Here is a 25,620-nt window from a genome sequence, read left to right on the forward strand (position 1 = left end):
GGTGTCACGACGGCGGGAGTGTCCTGGCTCCCGGATCGGCGCTCGCCCCGGCCTTCCCGTCCACGAGGGACAGTGGCCTCAAGCGGGGGTCGCTCCCCGGTGACAGTGGCGGGACCGCGCCGGATTCACACCGGCTTCCTCCACTGCCGTCGTCATTCAGAGCGTACGGCAGCGCGGGCCGCCCGCAAACCGGGTGGCCGAGCGGAGCTCGTCCTTTGACTGGCGGCGGGTGGGGGCTGGAGGACGGGGGCTAACATCCTCATCGTGCCGAATGTCCAAGCAGCGGGGAGGTCGCGCGCCGACGCGTGCCCCGGGACGCTGCAGACCCACGACGCCGCCGACGGGCCGCTGGCGCGCGTCCGCGTCCCCGGTGGCTCGGTGACGTCCGCGCAGCTCAGGACGCTCGGCGTGGCGGCCCGTGAGCTGGGACGGGACGTGATCGAGCTGACGTCGCGGGGCAACCTCCAGCTGCGCGGCGTGCGCGACCCGGCGGAACTCGCGGAACGCGTCGCCGCCGCCGCGCTGCTCCCGTCGCCCGCCCATGAGCGGGCGCGCAACATCGTCGCGTCCCCTCTCGGCGGACGCGGCCGGGACGGCGTCCTGGAAACCGATCCGCTCGCCGCGGAACTGGATCGGGCGCTGTGCGCGCGTCCCCGGCTGGCCGGGTTGCCGGGACGTTTCCTGTTCGCGCTCGACGACGGCACCGGCGACGTCGCGTCCCTGAACGCCGACCTGACGCTCGTCCCCGAGGGCCTGCTTCTCGCGGGCGCCCGCCTCGACCTGCCCTGCGGGAACCCGGTGGCGGTGCTCGTCACGGCGGCGGAGGCGTTTCTCGACGTCCGCGGTGACGCGTGGCGGCTGGCGGAGATCCCGGACGGGGCGCGCCTCGTCGCGGAACGGCTGGGCGGGGCCCTGGCCGACGGGCCGCGCGTCCAGGATCCGCCGCCCGCACACGCGGGGGTCATCGGCCAACGGGACGGGCGATTCGCGCTGGAGGTCGTGCCGCCGCTCGGACGGCTGTCGGGCGCGCAGGCCGAAGCGCTCGCCGAGGTCGCGCCCGACGTCCGGATAACACCGTGGCGCAGCGTCGTCATACGCGACCTGACCAGTGCGAACGTGCACCGCATCGCGGCGCTCCTTCGCGCGGCGGGGTTCGCCGCCGACCCGGCTTCGCCCTGGGTCGGAGTCACCGCGTGCACGGGCAGTCCCGGCTGCGCGAAGTCGCGAGGCGACGTGCAGGGCGAGGCACGGCGCTGGGTGGACGGCCTGGACCGCGCTCCCGGAACCCGCGTCCACTGGACGGGCTGTGACCGCCACTGCGGTATGCCGCGCGGTCCGATCGTCCTGAAAACGGCAGGCGGGCAAGAGCGGTGACCGACTACATCCGGGACGGCGCCGAGATCTACCGGCGGTCGTTCGCGACCATCCGCGCGGAGGCCGACCTGGCGGGCCTGCCGGACGACGTCGCGCGCGTCGCCGTCCGCATGATGCACGCCTGCGGGATGACCGATCTCGTCGACGACCTGGCCTGGTCGCCGGGCGTCGTCGCGAAGGCGCGGGCGGCGCTGCTCGGCGAGGCGCCCGTGCTGTGCGACGCGGGGATGGTCGCGTCCGGCATCACCCGGGCCCGGCTGCCCGCCGGCAACGAGGTCGTGTGCACGCTCGGCGACCCGCGCGTCCCGGAGCTCGCGGCGCGGCTCGGCACCACCCGGAGCGCGGCGGCCCTAGACCTGTGGCTCGACCGGCTGGACGGCGCGGTCGTCGCGGTCGGCAACGCGCCGACCGCGCTGTTCCGGCTGCTGGAGCTGGTCGCCGCGGGCGCGGCGCGTCCCGCGGCGGTCCTCGGGATCCCGGTCGGGTTCGTCGGCGCGGTCGAGTCGAAGGAGGCCCTCGCCGCGAGCGGCCTGCCGCACCTGGTGGTGCGCGGGCGCCGCGGCGGCAGCGCGATGACGGCGGCGGCGGTCAACGCCATCGCCAGTGAGGCGGAATGATGCCGGGACGGCTCTACGGCGTGGGCGTCGGCCCGGGCGATCCCGAGCTGGTCACCGTGAAGGCGGCGCGGCTGATCGGCGCGGCGGACGTGGTCGCCTACCACTCCGCCCGGCACGGGCGCAGCATCGCCCGCGCCGCCGCGGCCCCCTACCTGCGCGACGGCCAGTCCGAGGAGCAGCTCGTCTACCCGGTGACCACCGAGGCGACCGGCCACCCCGGCGGCTACAAGGGCGCGCTCGAAGACTTCTACGCCGACTGCGCCGCACGGCTCGCCGAGCACCTGGACGCGGGCCGGACGCTCGTCGTGCTGAGCGAGGGCGACCCGCTGTTCTACGGCTCCTACATGCACCTGCACAAACGGCTCGCACCCCGCTATCCGGCAGAGGTGGTGCCGGGCGTCACGTCGCTCAGCGCGGCGTCGGCCGCGGCGGGCCGCCCGCTGGTGGAGGGCGAGGAGACGCTGACCGTGCTGCCCGGCACCCTTCCCGCCGCTGAGCTGGCCGACCGGCTGCGCACCGCCGACGCGGCGGCCGTCCTCAAACTCGGCCGGACGTTCCCCAAGGTCAGACAGGCGTTCGAGGACGCCGGACGGCTCGGCGACGCCTGCTACGTCGAACGGGCCGCCACCGACCGGGAGCGGATCGCACCGCTCGCCGACGTCGATCCGGCGGACGTCCCGTACATGTCGCTGGCCCTGCTGACCAGCCCGGCGGACAGGTCGTTCACCGCGCCCCCGCCGGAGCGCCCGCAGGTGCCGGGCGATGTGGCGGTCGTCGGGCTCGGCCCGGCCGGGCGGCCCTGGCTCACCCCGGAGGCGCAGGACGTCCTGTCGTCCGCCACCGACCTCGTCGGCTACGGCCCCTACCTGGAACGGGTCCCGCCGAACGCGCGGCAGCGGCGGCACTCCAGCGGCAACCGCGTCGAGGCCGACCGGGCCCGGCACGCGCTGACCCTCGCCCGGGACGGCGCGCGGGTCGCCGTCGTCTCGTCCGGCGACCCGGGCGTGTTCGCGATGGCGGCGGCCGTGCTGGAGGCGGCGGACGGGGAGGACTTCGCGGACGTGCCGGTGCGGATCGTCCCCGGGCTGACGGCCGCGCAGGCCGTCGCGGCGAGGGCGGGCGCGCCGCTCGGCCACGACTTCTGCGTCCTGTCGCTGTCCGACCTGCTCAAGCCGTGGGACGTGATCGCCCGGCGGCTCTCCGCCGCGGCGGAGGCCGACCTGGTGCTCGCCCTGTACAACCCCTCATCGAGCCGCCGCAGGCACCAGCTCCCCGCGGCCCGCGACCTGCTGCTGCGACACCGCTCGCCGGAGACGCCGGTCGTGGTCGGACGCGACGTCGGCGGCCCCGAGGAGAGCGTCACGGTGACGACGCTCGGCAAGCTCGACCCCGACCGGGTCGACATGCGCTGCCTGGTGATCGTCGGGTCGTCCACGACGCGGGTCACCGGAAGCGGCGTCGTCTACACGCCCCGCCGCTACCCCTGAGCCCAGCGCGCGGCGGCGGCCACGTCCCCGGTCGCCTCGACGCCGCCCGGGACGGGCGGTCGATCGACCATGATCACCGGCAGTCCGGCCTCCCGCGCCGCGGTGAGCTTCGCGCGGGTCATCGCGCCGCCGCTGTCCTTGGTGACCAGGACGTCCAGCCGGTGCTCGCGGATCAGCGCGCGCTCGCCGTCCACCGTGTAAGGGCCGCGGGAGAGCAGCACGCGCACGTTGGACGGGACGGGCGGCTCCGGCGGGTCCACCGACCTGGCGAGAAACCACACCCCGGTACGGGCCGCGAATACCGGGAGGCTGCGCCGCCCGGTGGTGAGAAACGCGCGGGCGCCGTCCGGCAGCGCGGCGGCGGCCTCGCCGAGCGACGGGACGCGGCGCCAGTCGTCGCCGTCCCCCTCCCGCCAGCCGGGACGGCGCAGCGCGATCAGCGGCACGCCGGTCTGCCGCGCTGCGGCCGCGGCCGAGGCGCTCATCCGCTCCGCGAACGGGTGCGTGGCGTCCACGAGGCGGTCGATCCGGTGCTCGCGAAGCCATGCCGCCAGCCCGTCCGGGCCGCCGAAGCCGCCGACGTGCACGTCCCCGGCGGGCAGCCGCGGGTCCGTGACGCGCCCGGCCAGCGACGACACGACGTGCAGGCCCACGCCGGACAGCCGCGCCGCGAGGTCCCGGGCCTCCGCCGTGCCACCAAGGATCAGGACGCGCCTCACACCCGTTGCCGCTCCGCGCTGTAGAGGTGGCTGTCGGGGAACGCCGTCGCCGCCAGTACCCGCCCGACGACGATCACGGCGGTGCGCTTCACCCCGGCCTCCTGCACCAGGTCGGCGATGTCGGCGAGGGTGCCGCGCAGGATCAGCTCGTCCGGGCGGCTGGCGCGGGCGACGACCGCGACCGGGCAGTCCGCGCCGTAGTGCGGCAGCAGCTCGGCCGTCACCTCGCCGATGCGCTGGACGGCCAGGTGCAGCACGATCGTGGCGCCGCTCGAGCCGAGGGTGGCGAGGTCCTCGCCGTCCGGCATGGGGGTGGCGCGCGCCGCCGTCCGCGTGAGGATCACCGTCTGCCCGACGCCCGGGACGGTCAGCTCCCGTCCCAGCGAGGCCGCCGCCGCCGCGAACGCCGGGACGCCCGGGACGATCTCGTGCGGCACGCCCGCCGCGTCCAGCCGCCGCACCTGCTCGGCCACCGCGCTGAACACCGACGGGTCGCCCGAGCAGAGGCGGGCGACGTCCTGCCCGTCCCGGTGAGCGGCGGTCAGTTCGGCCACGATCTCGTCCAGCGTCAGGTTCGCGGTGTCGACCAGCCGGGCGTCCGGCGGGCAGGCGTCCAGCAGCTCGCGCGGCACCAGCGACCCCGCGTACAGGCACACCGGCGCGGACTCCAGCACCCGCAGCCCCCGCACCGTGATGAGGTCGGCGGCGCCGGGACCGGCCCCGACGAAGTAGACGGTCATGGCGCGTCCTTCCTGGTCGTCCAGATGGTGACGGGCATCGCCGGGCGCCACCCGGTGAACCCGCCCAGCGGCCCGGCCCGCTCGACGCCGACGCGGACGAGTTCCCCGCCGTGCGTCTCGCGCGCCTGGGCGACCCGGACCTCCGATTCGAGGGTGACGCCGTTGGCGACGAGCCGCCCGCCGGGTTTCAGCGCGTCCCAGCAGCGTTCCAGCAGGCCAGGCACGGTGAGGCCGCCGCCGATGAACACGGCGTCGGGAGCGGGCAGTCCCTCAAGCGCGTCCGGCGCCCGGCCCGTCACGACACGAATCCCGGGCACGCCGAGCGCGCCGGCGTTCCGGTCGATCCGCTCCGCCCGCTCGGGGCGGCTCTCCACCGCGACCGCCGCGCAGGACGGATGCACCCGTGCCCACTCGATCGCGACGCTGCCCGCCCCGGCGCCGACGTCCCACAGCAGCTCGCCGGGCAGCGGCGCGAGACGCGACAGGGTGATCGCACGGACCTCGCTCTTGGTGATCTGCCCGTCATGCTCGAACAAGTCGTCGGGCAGCCCGGACGTGCGGGGAAGCGGCGCCGCGCCGGGACCGGGCGCGCACTCCACGGCGACGATGTTCAGCGCGGACGCGGCGGACTCCGTCCACTCCCCGGCGACCCCGTGCCGCACCGTCTCGGCCTCCGCGCCCAGGTCGCACAGCACGGTCATCCGGCTGGGACCGAATCCACGCCCGGCGAGCAGCGCCGCCACGACCGCCGGCGCCTCACGTCCAGCGCCGAGCACCAGAATCCGCCTGCGGGGTGCGACGAGCGCGTTCAGGGTCCCCGGCGGACGGCCGACGAGGCTGACGACGTCCACCCGCTCCAGCGGCCAGCCGAGCCGCGCGCACGCCAGCGACACCGACGACGCATGCGGCAGCACCCGCAGCCGCCCCGGGCCGAGCAGCTCCGCAAGCGTCGAGCCGATCCCGTAGAACATCGGATCCCCGCTGGCCAGGACGGCGAGCACACGGCCCTCATACCGCCGGATCAGCTCGGGCAGCGCGGGCAGAAGGGGCGATGGCCACGCCACCCGCTCCGCCTTCCCTGCCGGGACGAGGCCGAGCTGGCGGCGGCCGCCGAACAGCACATCCGCCCCCCGCAGCACCTCGCGGGAGACCTCCGCGAGCCCGTCCCACCCGTCGGCGCCGATGCCCACGACGGAGATGACACGCGCGTCCACTGGCCTCCCCGCCCGGCTGAGAAATGCGGCTCGATGAAATGCGGCGACAAGCCTATATGAGCGGTTCTGGCACACTTGTCCAGGTGAAGCGGCTCCTGATCATCGGCATCGGCGCGGGCGACCCCGACCACCTCACCTTCCAGGCCGCCAAGGCCATCGCCGCCGCCGACGTCTTCCTCCTCGTCGGCAAGGGCGAGAGCAAGGACGACCTGATCCGGCTCCGCCGCGACCTCATCGCCGCGCACGGCCGCGAGCCGTACCGGATCGTCGAGGCCGCCGACCCCGAACGCGACCGCACCACCTCCGCCTACACCGCCGCCGTCGAAGACTGGCGATCCCGCCGCGCCCAGATCTACGCGTCCTTCATCGCCGACGAACTCGCCGACGGGCAGACCGGGGCGCTCCTCGTCTGGGGCGACCCCGGCGTCTACGACAGCACCCTCGCCGCCCTGGAAGAGATCGACGCCGAGTTCGAGTACGAGGTCGTCCCCGGCATCAGCAGCATCTCGGCGCTCACCGCCCGCCACCGCGTCGCCCTCACCCGCGTCGGACGCCCCGTCCACATCACCACGGGCCGCCGCCTGGCCGCGGAAGGCCCCACCGCCGACGACGTCCTCGTCATGCTGGACGCCGCCTGCTCCTTCACCGACACCTGCGAGGACCACCACATCTACTGGGGCGCCTACCTCGGCACACCCGACGAGATCCTCATCGAGGGCCCGGTCACCGAGGTCGCCGACCGCATCCGCACCGCCCGCGCCGAGGCCCGCGCCCGCAAGGGCTGGATCATGGACACCTACCTCCTCCGCCGCGCGCTTTAAGGCCATGCGTGATCGTCACGGCGATTCCTGCGTTGGCGTTCGAGTGATGGCGCCCGTGCGCAGGGCGAGCAGCCAGGCGGCGCCGGGGGCAGCCATGAGCAGGCCGAGGAGGACGAGCAGGATGCGGTGGCCGAGTACGTCCAGAAGAGCGCCGGCGGCGAAGGCGGAGAGGGTGAGGCCGGCGGTGGCGACCGCGCTCCACAGCGACATGACGCGGCCGCGGACCTCGTCGCCCGCAGCGGACAGGAGGGCCGCGATGGCGGTGGGGCCGTAGACGACGTCGGCGAAGGCGGCGAGACCCCACAGGGCCAGGGCGGCCCAGGCGGCGGTGGGCAGACCGAGCAGGGCGGTGCAGATGCCCTCGCCAAGACAGGACAGGCCGATGACCGACAACCGGCCTTTCGGAGTCATCCGCTGGAGGCGCGGGGCGAAGGCGAGCAGTGCCGTGGCGCCGGCGACGCCCTGGACGGCGTAGAACCAGCCGGTGCCTCCGGCGCCGAGGTCGTGGACCTGGAGGGCCAGGTAGATCATCGCGGTGATCATGCCGCCGAGGCCGAGGCAGAACACCGCCTCCAGGCAGAGCAGCGCGGCGATCAGCCGGTTCCGCCGCGCGGTGCGCAGGCCCTCCCGGAAGGAGGCGGTCCAGCCGGGCGCCGGTCCCTTGGCGCCGCGCCGGCTGCCCGTGGTGACCCGCGCGGTGAGCAGCAGGGACGCCAGGAACGACAGGGCGTTGATCACGAACGCCCAGCGCCAGCCGAACAGCCCGATGACCGCGGCCCCGGCCAGCCCGCCCACGGCTTGGAAGAGCAGCCCGTTTACCTGGACGGCCGCTGAATACAGCACGTACTCGTCCGGGCGGACCAGGGACGGCATCCAGGCGCTGCGGGCGGCCTGGAAGACGAAGCCGGCGGCGGCGGACACGAAGGTCAGCGGGTAGACCAGCCACAGCGTCCCGGGCGAGTCGGCGAGCAGGAAGGCCAGCGCCAGCACGGCGAGGATCCCGTCCCCGGCGAGCATGACCGTGCGGCGGTCGGCGCGGTCGGCGAGCACGCCGCCCCACGGCCCGACCAGCAGGCCCGGCAGGTAGCGCAGCGCGAGGGCGGCGCCCGCGGCCAGGGGTTCGCCGCTGTGCCCGTAGACCATCGCGTACACCGCGACCGCGCTGAACCAGCCGCCGCAGACGCTGATCAGGTTGCCCAGCCACAGCCGCCGGAAGTCGCGGTTGGCCGCCAGCAACGTGACCAGGCCGCCCGCCGGAGGCGTGGTCGCGGTTCGGGGGGATCCATTCATAGCGGTCAGCCTAGAGACATTGACAACCGTTTTCATTGTCGCTCTAATGCGGTGGTCGGAAGTGATCTGAGGGACGAGGAAGGAGGTGAGCACACATGAAGGTCACCAAGCTGGCGGTTTCCAAGAGCCGCAGCCAGCTTCACTCCTCCAACCACGCCACGGCGCGGCAGTCCAGCATCGCCTGGCGCTGACCTGAGGGGGTGACATGAGGACAGGCCGGGTGCGGGCATGGGCGAATCACGCCCGCACCCGGTTCTTCAAGACTAGAGACCCGGGAAGGCCGGATGGACGAGGACTTTCACTGGGCCGGTGGGGTTTCGCTGATCCCGGCCGGTGACGGATGGCTGGTGCACACTCCGGCCGAGGAGTTTCTGGCCGTCGAACCCGAGGCCGGCGCCGGCGGCGAGCCGCACGCGCCGGAGCTGCGGCCGGTGTTCGAGGACGAGGGCGTGCTCGCCCCGCCCGCGCCCCGGCCCGGGATCGTCGGGATCAGCGGGGGCGGCCCGCTCGCCGGAACGCTCGACGCCCTGCTCTCCCAGACCGGCGTCACGGTCCGGCGCGGCTCGGAAGAGGAGCTGTGCGATCAGGCGTCCGAGCTGGACGTGCTGGTGGCGTGCGCGCCCTGGCTGCCCGACCGGCGGTGGACCGGCCTGGACGCCCGGTGCCTGGAGGCCGGGCTGCCGTGGCACCGGGGCTACGCGGAAGGCCGCCGCTGGTACGCCGGGCCGTTCCGCATCGGGCCCGGCGACGCCGGATACGCCGACACCCGGATCCGGCGGCTGGCCGCCAGCCCCTGGCCCGCCGAGCTGGCCGCCTACTGGCGCTGGCTGGACGAGGGCGGACGTCCCGAACCCGACCCGGCGGGCGCGCTCGGCGCCACCATGGCCGCCGCGCTGATCGCCCTGGACGTGCGGAGCTGGCTGTGCGGCGGCGAACCGCCCGGCCGGGGCGTCCAGGCGGGGGTGGATCCGGCCACCGGGCGGGTCGGCCGCCATCCGGTGCTCCCCGTCCCGGCGGGGCTGATGCGCGAGGCCCCCGATCCGATCCGAGCGGCCCGGTGAGCGGCGGCCGGATCGAGGCGGACGTCGCCGTCCGGGCCGCCGGCGGCGTGTCCCTGGTCGGCGATCTGTTCCTTCCCGCCCGCACCCCCGCGCCGGTGGTCGTCCTGCGCACCCCGTACGGGGCGGCCGGGGTGTGGCCGGAGGCCGCCGCGCTCGCCGGGGCCGGAGTCGCCGCCTACGTCCAGGACCTGCGAGGACGGCACCGTTCCGGCGGGGAGTTCGGGCTGGGCCGCGACGAGGGACCCGACGGCGCGGCCACCCTGGACTGGGCGGCCGCGCAGGCATGGTGCGACGGCCGGGCGCTGCTCGCCGGGACCGGTTACGAGGCGTTCGCGGCCTGGTGCGCGGCGGACCATCCGGCGGTCCGGGCGGTGGCGTCCCGCCAGCCGTGGCCGGCGACCGGCACGCCCCCGCTGGACGACGAGCTGTGGTGGCGCACGGAGCTGGCGACCGGCCCGGCGGTACGGCCCGGGCTCTTCGACCTTGCCCTCACGCTGGAGCCGGGACTCGGCGCCGATCTGGACGACCCGGGGTTACCCGATCGCTGGCCGGTACAGGTAGGCCCGTGGCCGCCGGCGCCCGGCGCCTTCCAGGCCCAGGCCCGCAAGGTGACGCGCGCGGTGCGGACGGTGCCCGTCCCGACCCTGCACCTGGGGAGCTGGTTCTGCCGCTCGGCGGAGACCACGCTCGACCACGCGGCGCTGGCCACCGACCCCACCGTGATCGTCGGCGGCTGGGCGTCCCCGCTCACCCACCGGCTCCAGCCGGAATGCGCGATCGAGGTGCCCGCCGAGCCCGACGCCGCCGACGTCATGCTGAGCTGGCTGGCCACGATCGCCGAGGGCGGCGCGTGGACCGACGCCCGAAGGTGCCTGGTCCTGGGAAGCGGCTGGCGCGACCGCGATCCCCGCCCGCCCGGCCGCCCCCGCTACCGGGAGGAGCCGCTGGCCGCCGCCCGGACCGTCCTTCTCCACGATCCCGCCGACCCCTTCCCCTCGCTGCCGCACTCGGCCGACCTGACCGCCGTCGCCCGCCGGGACGACGTCGTCCGGCTGACCGCCAAGGGGCCGCTGCGCTGGCACGGCTCGGCCTTGCTGGCCGTGACCGTCCGAGCGGGGCGGCCGGTGGAGCTGGTGGCGACGCTCGTCCACGAGCGGGCCGACGGTGTGCGCGTCCGCCTCGGGGACGGCACCGCCTCTCTCCCCGCGGGCACCGGCCGGGCCGAGCTGCGGCTACCGCCGGTCGCGGCCGACCTGCCCGCCGCCGACCGCCTGCACGTCGAGCTGACCGCCGGTCGCGTCCCCCGCCGTCCCGCCCCGCGCGAACCCGCCCGCTACGAGATCGAGCCCGGACCGCTGCGGCTGCCGCAGTCCGCCGCCGAGGAGCCGTGATGGATCCCGAAGCGCTGGTCGACCCGCGCACCGGAGTGATCACCCAGATCGTGCACGCCGAGCCCGAGCCGTGGTGGCCCCGCGGCCTGGACGTGTGCGGCACCCATGTCGCCGACATCGCGAGCCTGCTGCCCTGGCCCGCCGACCGGGTCTCCACCGGCACCGCGTTCGGCGACCCGGGACAGGCCCGGCTCAGCGCCATCGGCGAGGCCGTGGAGCGGTACTGCGGCAACTTCGTGCCCGCCGGGCTGCGCCGGGCCGCTCACTCCGAGCTCGTCGCGGCGGGCGAGAACGCGGTGGACCCGGCCGCCCTGGCGCTGTACTCGGCGGACCAGTACGCCGAACCCGGCTGCCCGTTCACCCCCTTCACCGGCGACCTGCCGGTCCTGTGGACGCGAGGCGCGACGCTGCCGTCGCAGGAGCCTGTGTGGGTGCCCGCCTCGCTGGTCTACGTCAACTACCACTACCCGCCACGGCTGGACGAGCCGATCACCAACTTCGCGATGCTGGCCGGGATCGCCGCGGGGACCGGCGACCGGATGGCCCGCACCGCCGCCCTCGAAGAGATCATCGAACGCGACGCCACCGTCATCTGGTGGGCGAACCGGCTGCCCGCCCGTCCCGTCCGCGTCGACGATCCCCGGCTGGCCCCGATCCTGACGCCCGAGCCCGCCGCGGGACCGGGCTGGGCACGGGCGGCGGGCGCGCGGGGACCGTGCCGGTACCGGCTGGTGGCGCTGCCGACCGTGTTCGACGTCGCCGTCCTCGGCGTCCTGCTGGAGGACCCCGAGCACGAGCTGGCGGTGTTCGGGGTGGCGGCACGGCCCGACCCCGCCGCCGCGGCGCGCAAGGCGCTGGCCGAGGCGGTCACCCTGCGCCGCTACGCGCTCGGGCTGCTCGACCGGGACGGCGACATCTGGACGTCCGCGCGCGAGGGCACCATCCCGATCGAGTTCTTCCACCCGCACCGCCCGGACCGCCGGTACGCCGACTCCTATCGCGCCGACTTCCGGGACGTGACCGACCTCGCCTGCCACAGCCAGATCTGGCTCGACCCCCGCATGCGGCCCCACCTGGAGCCCATCACCGGCGATCACCCGCCCCTCGGCCTGGAGGAGCTGCCCTCCCACGGCGGCGATCCCTACGACCTGTACCTCGGGAGGCTCGCCGCGGCCGGTCTGACCGCCCACGCCGTGGACCTCACCACCCCCGACGTCGCGGCCGCCGGGTTCCGGGCGGCGCGCGTGGTGGTGCCCGGCGCCTACTCGAACGCGCCCGCCGCGTTCCCCTTCCTCGGCGGGACGCGGCTGCGCACCGATCCGGTCCGGCTCGGCCTGCGGCGAGCCCCGATCCGCGAGGACGAGATCAACCTCGTCCCGCTGCCGCACACGTGAACGCCGGGCTGCTGGACCCGCGCTGCGGGCCGGTGCGGACGCTCGACACCGGCCGCAGCCACGGGGTGCTGCACATCGCGACCGCCGAACTGGCCGCCACCGACGCCTTCGCGCTGCCGCTCGGCAACCCGGTGGTCGGCGGCACCTCGTGGACGAGCCCGGACGAGGCCGCCCGCCGCGCCCTCGGTGAGGCCGCCGAACGCTACGCGGGCCATCTGGTCCCGGCCGGACGGCTGCTGCGCTCCCCTTGGCGGCGGCTCGGCGCTGCAGCTTTGGATCCTTCGACGCTGGCGTTGTATTCGCCCGTCCAGCATGAGCGCCCCGGGTTCCCGTTCGCGGGTCTGGACGGCGACAGCCCGATCCGCTGGGTCTCGGGCCGTACCGCGGCCGGTACCGAATGCCTGGTCCCGGCGTCGCTGGTGTGGCTGGCTCCCGGCGAGCACGCCGAGGTCGGCGGGCGTCCGGCTCACCTGCCGGTGGCGGCGGGCATCGCCGCCGGACCGACCCTGGAGGCCGCCCGCGCGGCCGCCCTGGCCGAGGTCGTCGAACGGCATGCGCTGGCCACCGCCTGGCACGGGCACCGAGCGTTTCCTCCCCTGGCGGGGCCGCCACTGCCCGTCCCGGACGGTGTGCGGCTCCGCTGGTTCCAGGTACCGAACCTTGTGGGCGCGCCGGTCGTCCTGTGCGTCGCGCAGGGCGACGGCGACCGGTTGGGCGCCGGCTGCGCGCTCGTCCCAGACGCTCGCGATCCGGTCGCCGCCGCCGGGGCGAAGGCGACCGCCGAGGCGCTGGTGTCGCTCGACACGCTGGACGCGGTGATCGACGGGTTGCCCGAATGGTCCGGCGTGCTCAAACCCCACCGCCACGACCGGCGCTACGCCGACGCCTACCTGCCCGACCTGTCCGACGCCACCGACCTGGCCTGCACCCTCCAGTTGCTGGCCGACCCCCGCATCGCCGGACGGGTCGTCGCCCGCCTGGCGGACGGGCGACCCGAAGGCCACTGGCGGCCCGGCCGGATCGACCTCGACGCCGCGCTGGCCGCCCGCGGCCTGCCGGTCGTGACCGTCGACCTCACCCCTCCCGACCTGGACCGGCTCGGCCTGGCCGTCGCGCGCGTCGTCGTGCCCGGGCTGCGCTCCACCGGGCCCGCCGCCTTCCCGCTCCTAGGGGACGGCGCCGAACCCCTTCCCCCCGACCCCGAATCGCTGCCGGTGCCCCATGCCTGAAAAGGAAACCCCCCGATGAAGAAGATCGCCTCCATCGCGCCCGCCGTCGCGACCGTCCTGCTGATGACCACGGCGACGGCGTGCGGCGGCTCGGACGGCACGAACGCCGCCGCGTCCTCCGCCCCGGTCACCGCCCGCAACTGCGGCGCCGACTACACCTTCACCGCCGCCCCCCAGCGGGTGGTCGCCTCCAGCACTCCGGCCACCGAGGTCCTGCTGGCGCTCGGCCTTCGCGACAAGCTGGCGGGCACCGTGGCCGCCAAGGACATCGTCCCCGAGTACGCCGACGACCTGCGGGGCGTCAAGGTCATCGCCGAGAGCGCGTTCCCGCCGCCGTCCAAGGAGGTCGTCTACTCCGCCGACCCCGACCTCGTGGTCAGCGGCTATCCCGACGACTACGGCCCCAAGGCCATGGGCGACCGCGCCGTCCTGCGCAAGGAGGGCGTCAACACCTACCTGCTGTCGGCCAACTGCCCCGGCCACAAGGCCAAGATCGAGGACGTCTACACCGACGTGCGCGCCCTCGCCGCGGTGTTCGGCGTCCAGGACCGCGGCGAAGCGCTGGCGGCCAAGCTCCAAGCCGAGATCAACGCCGTCAAGGCGGTCCCGGGGTCGCTCAAGGTCTTCGACTACGCGGGCGGCAAGGAGAAGCCCACCACGGCCGGTTCCTCGGCCCTGGTCGACGACCTGATCCGCCGCGCCGGCGGCACCGGCATCTTCCCCGAGGTCACCTCCTTCAAGCAGGTGAGCTGGGAGGAGGTCGTCAAGCGGAACCCCGACGCCATCCTCGTCGAGGACCAGGCGTTCGAACCCGCCGACAAGGCCATCGCCTGGATGAAGACCTACGGCCCCATCAAGGACGTGACCGCGGTCAAGGAGAACCGGTTCATCGTCGTCCCGGTCAACGACACCCAGCCGGGCGTCCGCGGCGGGCGCGCCCTGAAGACCCTCGCAGAGGGGCTCGCCCGGTGACGGTCAAGGCCCCCGACGCCCGGCGGGGTCCGCGGCACCAGGCCCCCCGGCAGCCGGCGGTCCGGCGCGCCGCGCTGCCCGCCCTGGTCGGCGGCCTCGCGGCCGTCCTGGCGCTGTCAATGGTCGCCGCGGTCGGGCTGGGGCCGGTGTCCATCCCCTTCGGCGACGTCGCCCAGGTGATCGGCCACCGCTACCTGCCCGGCCTGGTGGACACGGCCCCCACCGGACCGCGGGCGGTGATCGTCCTGGACATCCGGCTGCCCCGGGTCCTGCTCGGGGCCGCCGTCGGCGCCGGGCTGGCCGCCGTGGGCACCGTGCTCCAGGCGGTGCTGCGCAACCCGCTCGCCGACCCCTACCTCATCGGCGCCAGCTCGGGCGCCTCCTTCGGCGCGGTCCTGGTCATCATCGCCGGCCTCGCCCCGTTCGGGACGCTCTCCCTCCCGGTCGCCGCCTTCCTCGGCGCGATGGCGACGTTCTCCATGGTCATGCTGCTGGCCGGCGGCCGCGGGCTGCTCGCGCCGACCCGGCTCATCCTGGCCGGGGTCGCGGTCGCCGCGTTCACCGAGGCCATCACCCACTACCTGGTGCTGACCTCCCCGGACAAGGACGTCCGCTCGGCCATGTTCTGGATGCTCGGCGGGCTCGGCGGCACCCAGTGGCGCGACATCGGCGTCCCGATCGCCGTCGTCACCGCGGGCGCCCTGTGGTTCTGGACGCAGAGCGGGCGGCTCAACGCGCTCGTCCTCGGCGAGGAGGGCGCCACCAGCCTCGGCCTGGAGGTCCACCGCGTCCGGCGGCGCCTCATCATCGGCTGCGCCCTGGTCATCGGCGCCGTCGTCGCCGTCAGCGGCGGCATCGGTTTCGTCGCCCTGATGGTCCCGCACGCGGTCCGCCTGGTCGTCGGCGGCGACAACCGCCGCGTCCTGCCGCTGGCCGCCCTGACCGGCGCGATCCTGCTGGTCTGGGTGGACGTCGGCGCCCGCATGCTCAACCAGCCCGACGAGATCCCGATCGGGGTGATCACCGCCGTGCTCGGCGCGCCGTTCTTCCTCGTCCTGCTGCGCCGCGCGGACCGCCGGAGGTGGCAGTGACCCCCGTCTCCGTCGAGATCGACAACCTGGCCTGGGCTCCCGCGCGCCTGTCGGACATCACCCTGCACGTGCCGCCCGGCCAGATCACCGGGCTCCTCGGCCCGAACGGCAGCGGCAAGTCCAGCCTGCTGCGCTGCGTCTACCGCAGCCTGCGCCCCGACAGCGGCACCGTCCGCGTCGACGGCGCCGACGTGTGGCGCACCCCGGCCCGCGCCCTCGCCCGCAAGGTCGCCGTCCTCACCCAGGACGCCCCCGCCGACCTGGAGAACACCGCCGAGCAGATCGTCGCCCTCGGCCGCATCCCCCACCAGGGCCCCCTCGGCGGCCTGTCGGCCGCCGAACACCGCCTCATCGCCGACGCCATGCGCCGCTGCGCCATCACCGACCTCGCACACCGCTCCATGGCCACCCTGTCGGGCGGGGAACGGCAGCGCGTCCAGCTCGCCCGCGCGCTCGTCCAGGAACCCCACCTGCTCATCCTGGACGAACCCACCAACCACCTCGACCTCCACCACCAGGTCGAACTGCTCCGGCTCCTCCGGGGACTCGGCGTCACCGCCCTCATCGCCCTGCACGACCTGCAACTGGCCGCCGCGGCCTGCGACCGCCTGGTCGTGCTCGACGAGGGCCGCATCGTCGCCGACGGCGCCCCCGCCGACGTGGTCACCGCCGACCTGCTCCGCACGGTCTACCAGGTCGACGCCGACATCACCCTGGGCCCCGACGGCCTCCCCCGAATCGCCGTCCGCCTCCACGACCAGCACGACCCCGTCCCCAGCGAGGGATGAAACCGCTCAGCCTGTCCCTCACCGCGACGAGGCCTCCTACTCCCGAACCGACGTGACCTGCCGGGAGGGACTGAGGCGCCTCACCCGGCAGACGGCCACGGTCACCGCGACGGCGAACACGGCCAGGCCGATCCAGATCATGGGCCGCGTAACAGCGGGTTCAGCACCCTCAACGCCGGGGGTGCGGCCGCCGTCACGCCCGCTGGCGGCCACGGCCAGCACCACGCCGATGGTCGCCGCAGCGCCGACCCGCGCGACAAGGCGGCCCACCCCATCGAGCCTGCCCTGCCCGGGACGGTACGCAGGAGACAACAGCCTCGTCAGCAGCAGGGCCGCGACGGGCACCTGCAACAACCACACCGTCGTGCGGAACCAGCCGTCGTACCACACGTTCGTGCCGTTCAGCAGGGTGTGCCAAGCGCTGAGGCTTCACTCCGCCGCTGACCGAGAAGCCGCCTCGAAGCCGGGCGCGCAGCATTTGAGCAGGCCGGAAACCAGGTCTTCGAGTTCAATGCCGGTGAGCACGCGCCTCAGCAGCCAGACGCCGACCAGCCCCGAGGCCATGGCGAGGGACCGGAGAGTAGAAGTAGCCGCGATTGGACGGATACCACCTGCGTCCAGCCACCTCGACGCGTCCCCTAGTCCCCTTGGCGTCGATGATGCACACCGCATGCGGCATCACCACGGCCAGGTCGACCTCGTACATGTCACCGCGGACTGGGAGCTCGATGTTGTGCGGTATCAGCCAGTCGTCGGGCCCGTGGTCACGCAGATGCGCGATGGTCGCGCTCAGCGTCGTTGACCGGTGGCCCCCGCCGACGATGTCCGCCATGACCTAACCGGACCGCCTTTCCGCCGCTTCGCAGCCCATCTAACATCGCCAGGCCGCGGTTATCCACCGTGTTGGTCAAGAGCACGACGGAAGTCCCCCACACTGGGTCGCGGGAAGACCGGTTCCGGTCTCCGCTTCGCCTGCGGCCATCCCGGCGGGTTCGAGATACTCCGTCCACTGGAGCCGCCAAAGGGGAGAGCCGTGCCCGATTTCGCGTTGCCCGCCGACATTCCTTTGGGTCCGTTCGAGGGGACGCAGATCAACGTCCATGCCGCCAAGGGCAAGAGCGCCCGCCTGCACGCCGACCGATCGTGCTCGTCGTTGCGGACGAAGGACATCCGCTCGCTGACGCTTCCGCTGAACGCCGAGACCATCGGACGCATGTGCCGGCATTGCGGCGTATGGGGACGCTGGGCGCGGCCAGGCACCGCGTTGAACGTTTTCCTGCAAGCAATCACAGGAATGGGGCTGTGCTACGAACTCGCCATCTATTCCGCGCCGGATGACGAGGAGTGTACAGAGGAGGATGTAAGCCGAGCGGTGCTGCGGCTTCGCGAGGGTGATTACCCTCCCGAAGAGAGCGAAAACGAAGATCTGTGGCCAGAATTCGGAGAAGCTCGCTCCACCAGGGAAGCGGTCTTCCAGCGGTGGGCGAGTGCTGCCGAGAGCCTCCATCGAGCTCTAACCACCGTCAGGCAGTACCCGTGGCTGGAACCTTGGGCACGGCCGATGCTGGCCCAAAAGAGCGAGTACGTGGAAGCGTCGCGCGAAACAGCGGCCCGGTTCTGTCGGCCGGAGGCGCTCAAGGTGGCGACCGCGGTATTCCAGACACCGGATCCGGAACTCCCCGCCGAGGATCCAGACTTTTCCGTTCTGGGTGATGCGACGACCGTAAGATCCCGCCTCCACAGGCTGTGGCTGCGATGGAAGGAGAGCGTCGCATCGGACTGGCTCACGCCGGATCAACACTCCCTTCTCATTTACGATCTCGAACGCGGCATCGAGCGCAAACGCAAGAAGCGCGATCTGGTTTTAACGCGGGGTGAGGAGCTGATCTCTGAGTGGGTAGCGCAGGCTCAAGCAAAGGCCGACGCGCATCCGGACCTCATGGGGCAACCGGTCCTCGCACGGGTTCCCAAGAGCGAAACGGATGAAGGACGACACCGCGGCGACTTCGATGAGTCGGTAACCCACTGGGACCTGGGGGTTCTCGCCACGTACACCGTGGAGGCGGACTGGGGGCGGCGAACCATGCTACTGCGCGTCCCAGCTGCGATCGGCGAACGGCTGCTCGCGGGTGGCTCCACCCTTGATTGTGAGCCCGGCGACGACGGGCTACCCGCCCCATCGGACACTCGAGAGGGGGACGGGTCGCTGACACCCGGCATCCTCGACGACGCCCCCGTGGCGGAGCGGCGGCCCATCACAGCAGCACACCTGCGGGCGCTGCGCGCGGCCGACACCCCTGCCACCGAGCAACTCGCCATAGTTTTCTCCGCCGAGAACGGCGTTGAGGTCCTGCCCGTGAGTGTCGTTGAGAAGCGATGCGAGACCGGATGGCGCGGAGTCTTCATTGCGGCCGCTTCGGATCTACCCGCATCGGTGATCGACCCCTGGACGCAACGAATTGCCGAGAAGGACCATGCGGACCCCGAGCGGGTTTGGACGCACAGGCATCGGTCGCCTCGTGATCAGGGCTTCGCCCAGCATCTCGGGGTAGCGACGGGCGAGGCGTGGCTTCAGGCCAGCCTCAGCGCGCCTTACCACAGTGCTGCAGAGCGGGACAGGGCCTTGCGTTGTCTCGCTCTGGCACGGAACGTCGATGACCTGCGAATCCTGGACGACCTCACCGCCTACCGGAACCGCACCATTCCCGTCGCGGTATGGAATGCGCTCCTTGCGACAGAGGGACTTGATCTACAACCGTTTCAGCAAGAGAACGAGACCGAATTTCTTGGTGGCGGAATCGGAGCTCCACTGAGCGTCCTGGCCGACGTGCAGATCTACACCACCGACGCTGACCCAGCCACCATGGGTAAGGGGCATTCACCCTATTGCTCCCACTCAAGGGGTGCGGGTGTCACCAAATACTATGATCTGCTGACTGCAGCAGACCTGCTCGGGAACGAAGACTTCGACTGGTGTTCGCAGTGCGGCGGGTACGCGCCGCGCAGGCTCACTGATCCTCAATTGGGCTACTATCGCGCCGCTCATCGCCTTCAGGCGATCGCACAACGACTGCGTAGCGAGCATTCGCAGCCCAATGCCCAGGAGTTGGCGACCATGAGGTCCGAATTGGACGAGCTTCGTGAGTGGCGCCCCGGGGATGACACCGGCTGGCGAGGCGCTGCGGCACGGCGATGGCGCGCTATCGTCCGCGATCTCGTCGCGCGGGCCAGCAAGCGCTAACTGACGTCAACGTCAAGTTCCGGAACACCCTGCTGGCGAGCCCCGAGCACTTCTGGTACTTCAGCAACAGCATCACCCTGCTGTGTGACTCGATCAAGAGGTCGGGAAGCGGCCGGCCCGGCTGCGTGGGCGACTTCCACCTGACCGGGGCCAGCGTCGTGAACGGGGCCAGACGGTGGACCGCGATCCACCGAGCCTGCACCGCCGACATCGAGAAGGTCGGCAGGGACGGGTGCTCGTGCGCCTCATCTCACGGGAAACTGCCCGCCCAGATTCGGTGACCAGGTCATCACCGGCACCAACACCCAGAACCCCATTGAAGACCGGGATTTCAAGGCTCTCGACGATATCCAGATCACGCTCCAGCAGGATTTCGCCCACCGGCTGCACCTATCAAACGCAGCGGGCAGCGCATCAATGAGGACAAAGGCTGCTCGATGAACGAGGCCGCGCTGGCCCCCGCCGCGACGCACCCGAACGCCGAGTTCGCCGCCAGGGCCAAGCGCGACACGTCGGCTCTTTGGGAGGACCGAACCTATGCGGCCCTGTTCCTCCTGGGCTGGACGCGTACGGCGTTTGGCGCAGAGTCCGGGTGCTGCGCGCCGTGCGCACCTGGCTCAAGGACCTCAACGAGGGCCTGATCAGGCGTGCAGCGGCCATGGCCAGCCTTGGGGACCTGCTCATTTACGCACGTGGTCTTCGGGCAACTCGATACCGCGCGGATCAGCGACCCGGATACCGACTGGGATGCCCAGCTCACGCGGGCCACCGAACTCACCGAGGACGCGCTGAACTGGATGATGAACAGTATCGACGCGGAGTACGGGCCTAAGAGCCAGGTCCTTCCCGCGATGCGCAATACCGAGCGCATCCGGCGGGTCGCTCCGGCTCGGAGGAGCGGGGACGGCAAGTCGACGTGGTGCAGCCCCTGGTCAACGCCGGACGTATCGAGGACGGGACGGTGCTGGAATTCCGCCCGGTCACCCGGCCCGAACGTCGGGAGATGGCTGATTGGCTGGAGGAGGAGCCGGACCGGCTCCGCGCCATCTGGCGAAACACCAAGACCAACCAGTTGCCGTTGCAGGCAGATGGCAAGACGTACTCGCCGAGCGGCCTGGTGAAGATGATCCGCCAGCAGGCATCTGGCGTCGAGCAGCACGCCCAGGGGACACGGCACTGGCATGTTCCCGGCGAAGGATCACTCGCCGACCATGCAGCGAAAGGTCCGCGCCGAAAGTGGCCTGGACGTGGGCGATGAGGTCGAGGGCGCGTAACCGGCGGTCAGATGCCGAGCTTGCTTCCGATGTCCGCGACCGTGGCCTTCCGCTGCTCGGGGACGAGCCGAAAGTAGACGCGGCCCGGAATCGGCGGGAATCGGCCGTGCCATTCGAAGAGCTGCACGACCCCGTCGAAGTCCTCGAACTCGCAGTAGCGCCTGCGGCTCGCCGACTCTGGTGTCACGTTGGACCGCCACGCGGGAGCGGGTGAATTTGCCGGGTCGGCATCGACGCCGTCCTGGTGACCCCATGGCGCTGGGACGGCCAAGAAAATACCCGCGCCGACCCTCCGAAGCCCAGCCCCGGCGATTGGGCAGGCGGACCTGTTCCAGCGGGGTCGCAACAGAACAAGTATCTTGCAGTTTGCCCTCCCAGAGGACAGTCACAATTGTCTTTCGAGATCGGCCAGCTCTTCCTCAAGCTCGCATTGATGCTCACGCAGTTCCGCCAGTTCGTCTTTGATCTCGCGGGAGCGCAGGAGCCGTTGGAGTGGCGTCCCCTCGTCGAAGGGGGTGACGACTGTTACAGTTCGCTCGGTGACGTCAATTCGCTCCGTCAGCAGGGCACGGGCAAGCTCGGTGAAGCTCCATCGATGAGTGAACGAGGCATGGCCCGCTGCATATTGTGTGAGGTCCGCTATGGCCAGGCAGCCCTGATCTCGGATGCTGGAGACCAGGTCGAGTTCTTCCGCCAGCCGCGACCTGATCTTGACGAGCTCGTCGACCGACTTCGCCGCTCCGACGCAGACGTCGAAGACTGCGATCTTCCTCGCGAGATCGTCCGCGTAGCCTACGAGTGAGCTTTGACCGGGCTCCAGTTCCTTGGCGGTGACCCAAGATGGATGGTCACGGAGCCTTCGATGCAAGATCGAATCGATCCGCTCATCCACAAAGCTCTTCTCGTGGTGTCGGTACTAGCCGTCTTCGTGCCGGTTGTCACACGAATAATGCGCTTCGATCCGCGCTCCGCTTCGGGGGATGCCCGGCCACGAGCTCAGGGGATCGCCGCATTCACCACACCGAATGTCCGGCGCCAGGCGCAGCCGGGGAGGGCATGCCCGGTCGAATTCCTCCATGGCCGAAACGGTGGTTCGGTAGTCCTCGACCCGAGTGGCATACGTCGTGGCCCAGGCGTCGTCTCCTCCAGCGAGCACCGGCGCAACCAGGCCGAGGGCGACCAGCTCATTCGCCCCGCAGTGCACCCACGCGGCCAGCCGCCTTCCGCCATCACCCAGGCGGGCGAAACCATGTTCCGAATCGGATGGACAGACGTAGGAGACCTCAAGAGATCGCGGATCGAAGCTGACGGTCGCCTCAGCATCGCAGTCGTCGCAAGCGACGACTGCGGTACGGTGTTCCGCCGGGTACCGGGCTGCAAGCCTCCTTTCCTCTTCGATCTTCCAGTCCCAGCGGTTCACGATGGATCCCGCGCGTTCATCGATCAAGTCGGCAGGGCGTATTCGCTCCTGCTCCTCCAGCCTGACCCGCTCCTGTTCACCTGCCTGCATAAGGCGTCTCTCCAGGACCGGACTGAGTGCCGCAAGCTGCTCGGCCTGGACTGCGGAGAGCTCTTCGACGACAGCTCCACCGCACGTTCGACAAGGCCGGAACTCGCCACCGCTGCGGAGCTCACTGACGGTCGTGACCTCCTCGGGCGCGGTATTTTTGCCGACCTGCCGACATTGAGGTGCGTGGGTGACACCTGTCCTGCTGATCCGCACCCTGATGATCAATTGCGTCAGCGCGGTTCCTATCTCGTCCAGGGTCAACAGCGTTGACAAAAGCACTTCCATCGTCAGCGGCTTTGCCATCGAAACTTGTCCCTCCGCGTGTGCGGTCGCTGGACACGGCCGGTCGGCGACCTTCCAAGGGTACGGACAAATCACTGGCCTGGTGGCAGAGCGCGGACAATCAGTGCGGATCAAGTCTCAACGGTATGGAGAGCGAGCATCGCTCGATCCTGCAGTGGGGCGCAGGGCAGGCAGCCGTCAACGATCTCCATTGGAGACAGGCTCGATAATATTTCGCACAATCGTGAGCCATTGTCGACCTGGTGATCGGGCCCCCGGAGCATGCCTGGTGAGATCGGTTCCTGTGCTTCATGAATGGAAATAGGAAATCCCCTCACTTGGCCACCGAAGTGACGGCAAGCGCATTTCTTCGCGCGCCGCGCGGGGAACTCCACGGAGGTCACCTTCGCTGCGATGACCCGAACTGAAGGGAATGGACTCCACAGGTAGGAACGAATGGAGCAAGCGAGTTCGAGAAGAAGCTGCGATGACTCCGTGAGACCACGGGATTTCCCGACCAAAGCCCGCAGAGGCCGTCGGGTGTAAGGCCGCGCGCCCTCTGGGTCCCACCCAGACCCGTGCCTCCGCAATGCCGTCCAGCCGGCGAGATTCTGGCTGGATGCGGATCGGTCGGCGCTATCGGCAGATGCGTACTCGGCCTCCTTCTTAGCCTGATGGAGCGGGTAGGGCAGAGTCAGCCATTTCTCAAGTTCAGGAGAGTAACGCAGCTGGCGAACAGGGGCGACCATCCGTAGCGGGCGGGCTGGACGATCAGCCGGTTGCAGAACGCCTAGTACCCCGCGTTTGAGAGCTTGGACACTTTGTGAACGCCGCGCCAGGCTATCTGGGTGATGGGGTGTGTAGACCGCGACGAGGTGAGCTGGGTGCTATTTGGGCGGGCGGATTCTTGTTGCTGCGTCTTGGAGCAGGCCGGGTGCCAGCCGCCGGTGGACGGCGGATAGCGGGGACCACGCGAGACGGCCGAGGAGCCGGTCGTAGCGGAGGAAGGTCGCCAGCGAAACGTGTCCGTCTGTCGTCTGGACGAGAAGGTTGCCGGTCAGGAACCAGGACGCGGCCTCGAGCCGGATCCAGTTCCGGCCGCGTCCGGTGATCTGCCATCCGGCCACGGTGTCCGGTGATCGGCCCTTGGCGAGCCGCAGGCCAAGCAGGGCGCGCCAGATGAATCGTTCCGCGGGGGTGGGAATGTCGCCGAACATCGCCCGGGCCCACTGTTCCGGTGTCGCGTCCCTATCGGTGGTGAGGGTGAACATATCGACGTAGTCGATGTCGGACAGCGAGCTGAGGGTGCGGACGGGGCGCGGGACGTCGTCCGTCCCCACGGATCTGTCGACCAGGCCGGTGGTCATTTCGTGGGCTCCATTCATGTATACGGTAGCGTATAGACAAAGGTTAGGCGATGTATACGGTGGCGTATATGCGGTGGAGAGGTGAGGTGGGGCACATCGTGGGCGCGACTCGCACGCCGCGTGACAGGTGGATCGAGGAGGGGCTGCGGGCGCTGGCCGCCGGCGGTCCGGACGCCGTCCGTGTCGAGGTGCTGGCGAAGAGGCTCGGTGTCACCAAAGGCGGGTTCTACGGGTATTTCGCGGACCGCGACGCGCTGCTGGAGGCGATGCTGGACGTCTGGGAGCGGGAGAGCGTCGACGACGTGATCGACCGCGTCGAGCGCGAGGGCGGCGACCCGAAGACCAAGGTCCAGCGCGCGGGCGGGCTCACCTTCTCCAGCGACCGCCTGCTGCCCATCGACCTCGCGATCCGAAACTGGGCGCGGCGCGACATGGCGGTCGCCGCACGCCTGCGGCGGGTCGACAACCGGCGCATGGCCCTGCTGCGCGAGGTGATCGGCTCCTTCTGCGCCGACGCCGACGAGGTCGAGGCCCGCAGCCTGCTCGCGTTCTGCGCGGCGATCGGCGAGCACTTCCTCGCCGCCGACCACGGCGGCCGTACCCGGGCCCAGGTCCTCGCCCGCGCCGCCGATCTGCTGCTCGACCGGCCCCACAACGCCTGAAGGCTGCCCTGTTCGAGAGCTCTTCGTGCCCTACGTCCAGCTCGATCAGCGGCTAAGCGGTCGCCTGAGCGTGCGCATGGTGCGGCGAGGCTGCCTGAGCAGTTCGCATGGAGTGAGCTAGAGACGCCGTGGTCTCACGGGTTCCATGGACGCAGGCGCGGCATCCAGGCCGGGACCGCGCGCCGGTACTCCTCGTAGGCGCCGCCGAATCGCCGGTGCAGGGCAGGCTGCTCGTACAGGTGGACGAATCCGGCGCATGTCACGAACACAGCGACCGCGTACCAGACCAGTTCGAGCCGGGCGAGCACCAAGGCTTGGCCGAGGATGACCGCGAGGACCGCCACGTACATGGGGTTACGCACATACCGGTAGGCCCCGCTCACCACGAGCCGTTCCGGCGCGGCGGCCGGCATGGGCGTGCCGCATCCCTCCCGTACGAACCGGGCGAACGCGTGCAGCAACACCGCCCCGCCCAGGAAGATCAGCCCTGCGCCGACGGCGAGCAGGGGCAGCCACCAGATTCCGAGGCCACGGGGCCGCCATCCAGTGATCCACCAGGGCAGAAGACCCGCGACCACGCCGGGCGCCACCAAGAGCCAGGCCGCGCTGACCGTGGATGCCGGTACCTTTCGCGCGACACGCACTCCTCTCGAAGCCCCCGGGGGCAGGCCATGCAGGACACCGGCACTCCGAGCCGCTCGGACGTGCCACCCCCTGGCTGCGGCAGTTCGCCGCACATATTCGCCGGGTGCGTTCGTCCCTTGGAAGGGCCGGGCTGCATTCTTTCGCGAAGGAGCTTCGCCAGGTCGTCGGGCAGGCCGGGCCCGGCATCGCGACGATCTGGCGAATGTCGACCGGGCGGCCGTTCTCGCGTCGACCACGACTCGTCGATGTTCGCGGTGAGCGCCGCCGAATGGACGACCGTCAAATCGGCGCTTCTTGCCTGTCTCATCGCCGTGCGTTTCCCGTCCGGCGGCGCTCTGATGGGTCCGGCCTGGTGGCGGCCCTTCGGAGGGCGCACCGGGACAGCCTATTCAGGACGTGGGTGTGAGTGCGGGGGGACGGGGGCGACCCGGTCGGGGAGCCGGTCGTGGGT

General features: G+C 71.7%; 25 protein-coding genes and 1 riboswitch. Of the genes, 14 read left to right on the forward strand and 11 right to left on the reverse strand.

The window, feature by feature from the left end; translation table 11 throughout:
- Positions 1–16: 16 nt before the first annotated feature.
- Positions 17–141: riboswitch (cobalamin riboswitch) on the reverse strand.
- A gap of 123 nt (positions 142–264) precedes the next feature.
- Genes E1287_RS15960 through E1287_RS15970 form a run of 3 tightly spaced genes read left to right on the forward strand, consistent with a single transcriptional unit; the run spans position 265 to position 3,478 of the window.
- Complete coding sequence (locus E1287_RS15960) at positions 265–1,374, forward strand: precorrin-3B synthase (protein ID WP_131965726.1); 1,110 nt, start codon at positions 265–267, stop codon at positions 1,372–1,374.
- Complete coding sequence (locus E1287_RS15965; RefSeq protein WP_131965727.1) at positions 1,371–1,991, forward strand: precorrin-8X methylmutase; 621 nt, start codon at positions 1,371–1,373, stop codon at positions 1,989–1,991. The genes E1287_RS15960 and E1287_RS15965 overlap by 4 nt, the downstream gene beginning before the upstream one ends.
- Positions 1,991–3,478, forward strand: coding sequence for a precorrin-2 C(20)-methyltransferase (locus E1287_RS15970; RefSeq protein WP_131965754.1), 1,488 nt, complete (start codon positions 1,991–1,993; stop codon positions 3,476–3,478). The genes E1287_RS15965 and E1287_RS15970 overlap by 1 nt, the downstream gene beginning before the upstream one ends.
- Here E1287_RS15970 and E1287_RS15975 read toward each other — a convergent pair.
- The 3 genes from E1287_RS15975 to cbiE are packed head-to-tail and all read right to left on the reverse strand — an operon-like array spanning position 3,469 to position 6,151.
- Positions 3,469–4,197: a cobalt-precorrin-6A reductase gene (locus E1287_RS15975; protein ID WP_131965728.1), complete on the reverse strand. Its 729-nt coding sequence runs from the start codon at positions 4,195–4,197 to the stop codon at positions 3,469–3,471. The genes E1287_RS15970 and E1287_RS15975 overlap by 10 nt on opposite strands.
- The gene (gene cobM, locus E1287_RS15980; RefSeq protein ID WP_131965729.1) at positions 4,194–4,937 is read right to left on the reverse strand and encodes a precorrin-4 C(11)-methyltransferase; all 744 of its coding nucleotides are present in this window, start codon (positions 4,935–4,937) and stop codon (positions 4,194–4,196) included. Before cobM ends, E1287_RS15975 begins: the two co-directional genes overlap by 4 nt.
- Complete coding sequence (gene cbiE / locus E1287_RS15985) at positions 4,934–6,151, reverse strand: precorrin-6y C5,15-methyltransferase (decarboxylating) subunit CbiE (protein ID WP_131965730.1); 1,218 nt, start codon at positions 6,149–6,151, stop codon at positions 4,934–4,936. Before cbiE ends, cobM begins: the two co-directional genes overlap by 4 nt.
- Positions 6,152–6,234: 83 nt before the next feature.
- Between cbiE and cobF the strand changes: the two genes are divergently transcribed.
- Positions 6,235–6,972 (forward strand): precorrin-6A synthase (deacetylating), encoded by a 738-nt coding sequence (cobF, locus tag E1287_RS15990; protein ID WP_131965731.1) that lies wholly within the window; start codon positions 6,235–6,237, stop codon positions 6,970–6,972.
- Between the two features lie 15 nt (positions 6,973–6,987).
- Here the strand turns inward: cobF and E1287_RS15995 are convergent, their stop codons facing one another.
- Positions 6,988–8,262 (reverse strand): MFS transporter, encoded by a 1,275-nt coding sequence (locus E1287_RS15995; protein ID WP_165969025.1) that lies wholly within the window; start codon positions 8,260–8,262, stop codon positions 6,988–6,990.
- Between the two features lie 284 nt (positions 8,263–8,546).
- Between E1287_RS15995 and E1287_RS16000 the strand changes: the two genes are divergently transcribed.
- Genes E1287_RS16000 through E1287_RS16030 form a run of 7 tightly spaced genes read left to right on the forward strand, consistent with a single transcriptional unit; the run spans position 8,547 to position 16,188 of the window.
- Positions 8,547–9,323, forward strand: a complete 777-nt coding sequence (locus E1287_RS16000; RefSeq protein ID WP_131965733.1) for a hypothetical protein — start codon at positions 8,547–8,549, stop codon at positions 9,321–9,323.
- Complete coding sequence (locus E1287_RS16005) at positions 9,320–10,714, forward strand: CocE/NonD family hydrolase (RefSeq protein ID WP_207934244.1); 1,395 nt, start codon at positions 9,320–9,322, stop codon at positions 10,712–10,714. The genes E1287_RS16000 and E1287_RS16005 overlap by 4 nt, the downstream gene beginning before the upstream one ends.
- Positions 10,714–12,108, forward strand: coding sequence for a YcaO-like family protein (locus E1287_RS16010; protein WP_131965734.1), 1,395 nt, complete (start codon positions 10,714–10,716; stop codon positions 12,106–12,108). The genes E1287_RS16005 and E1287_RS16010 overlap by 1 nt, the downstream gene beginning before the upstream one ends.
- Positions 12,105–13,337 (forward strand): YcaO-like family protein, encoded by a 1,233-nt coding sequence (locus tag E1287_RS16015; RefSeq protein ID WP_131965735.1) that lies wholly within the window; start codon positions 12,105–12,107, stop codon positions 13,335–13,337. The genes E1287_RS16010 and E1287_RS16015 overlap by 4 nt, the downstream gene beginning before the upstream one ends.
- A 15-nt stretch (positions 13,338–13,352) precedes the next feature.
- Positions 13,353–14,309, forward strand: a complete 957-nt coding sequence (locus E1287_RS16020; RefSeq protein WP_131965736.1) for an ABC transporter substrate-binding protein — start codon at positions 13,353–13,355, stop codon at positions 14,307–14,309.
- Entirely contained in the window at positions 14,306–15,400 is a 1,095-nt protein-coding gene (locus E1287_RS16025) for an iron ABC transporter permease (RefSeq protein ID WP_243719065.1), read from the forward strand. The genes E1287_RS16020 and E1287_RS16025 overlap by 4 nt, the downstream gene beginning before the upstream one ends.
- Entirely contained in the window at positions 15,397–16,188 is a 792-nt protein-coding gene (locus E1287_RS16030) for an ABC transporter ATP-binding protein (protein WP_131965737.1), read from the forward strand. Before E1287_RS16025 ends, E1287_RS16030 begins: the two co-directional genes overlap by 4 nt.
- A 36-nt stretch (positions 16,189–16,224) precedes the next feature.
- On the opposite strand, the gene E1287_RS16035 is transcribed toward E1287_RS16030, so the two are convergent.
- Complete coding sequence (locus E1287_RS16035; RefSeq protein WP_131965738.1) at positions 16,225–16,578, reverse strand: hypothetical protein; 354 nt, start codon at positions 16,576–16,578, stop codon at positions 16,225–16,227.
- A 118-nt stretch (positions 16,579–16,696) separates the two neighbouring features.
- Positions 16,697–17,020, reverse strand: a complete 324-nt coding sequence (locus E1287_RS16040; protein WP_131965739.1) for a nuclease-related domain-containing protein — start codon at positions 17,018–17,020, stop codon at positions 16,697–16,699.
- Positions 17,021–17,221: 201 nt separating this feature from the next.
- Here E1287_RS16040 and E1287_RS16045 point away from each other — a divergent pair, with 201 nt between their 5' ends.
- Positions 17,222–19,429 carry a hypothetical protein gene (locus tag E1287_RS16045; protein ID WP_131965740.1) on the forward strand — a complete coding sequence of 736 codons (2,208 nt, stop codon included), beginning with the start codon at positions 17,222–17,224 and terminating at the stop codon, positions 19,427–19,429.
- A 916-nt stretch (positions 19,430–20,345) separates the two neighbouring features.
- Positions 20,346–20,687 (forward strand): hypothetical protein, encoded by a 342-nt coding sequence (locus tag E1287_RS16060; protein WP_131965742.1) that lies wholly within the window; start codon positions 20,346–20,348, stop codon positions 20,685–20,687.
- Positions 20,688–20,710: 23 nt separating this feature from the next.
- On the opposite strand, the gene E1287_RS16065 is transcribed toward E1287_RS16060, so the two are convergent.
- From E1287_RS16065 to E1287_RS16085, 4 genes are all read right to left on the reverse strand, one after another.
- Complete coding sequence (locus E1287_RS16065) at positions 20,711–20,890, reverse strand: hypothetical protein (protein ID WP_131965743.1); 180 nt, start codon at positions 20,888–20,890, stop codon at positions 20,711–20,713.
- A gap of 198 nt (positions 20,891–21,088) precedes the next feature.
- Positions 21,089–21,595: a hypothetical protein gene (locus tag E1287_RS16070; protein WP_131965744.1), complete on the reverse strand. Its 507-nt coding sequence runs from the start codon at positions 21,593–21,595 to the stop codon at positions 21,089–21,091.
- A gap of 24 nt (positions 21,596–21,619) precedes the next feature.
- Positions 21,620–22,516 carry a hypothetical protein gene (locus tag E1287_RS16075; protein WP_131965745.1) on the reverse strand — a complete coding sequence of 299 codons (897 nt, stop codon included), beginning with the start codon at positions 22,514–22,516 and terminating at the stop codon, positions 21,620–21,622.
- Positions 22,517–23,382: 866 nt separating this feature from the next.
- Positions 23,383–23,862, reverse strand: coding sequence for a DUF2867 domain-containing protein (locus E1287_RS16085; RefSeq protein ID WP_131965747.1), 480 nt, complete (start codon positions 23,860–23,862; stop codon positions 23,383–23,385).
- A gap of 86 nt (positions 23,863–23,948) precedes the next feature.
- Here E1287_RS16085 and E1287_RS16090 point away from each other — a divergent pair, with 86 nt between their 5' ends.
- Entirely contained in the window at positions 23,949–24,524 is a 576-nt protein-coding gene (locus E1287_RS16090) for a TetR/AcrR family transcriptional regulator (protein WP_131965748.1), read from the forward strand.
- A 134-nt stretch (positions 24,525–24,658) separates the two neighbouring features.
- Here E1287_RS16090 and E1287_RS16095 read toward each other — a convergent pair whose 3' ends face one another.
- Complete coding sequence (locus E1287_RS16095) at positions 24,659–25,102, reverse strand: isoprenylcysteine carboxylmethyltransferase family protein (RefSeq protein ID WP_243719067.1); 444 nt, start codon at positions 25,100–25,102, stop codon at positions 24,659–24,661.
- Positions 25,103–25,620: the final 518 nt, after the last annotated feature.

The sequence above is a fragment of the Actinomadura sp. KC06 genome (assembly GCF_004348735.1).
GTDB lineage: Bacteria > Actinomycetota > Actinomycetes > Streptosporangiales > Streptosporangiaceae > Spirillospora.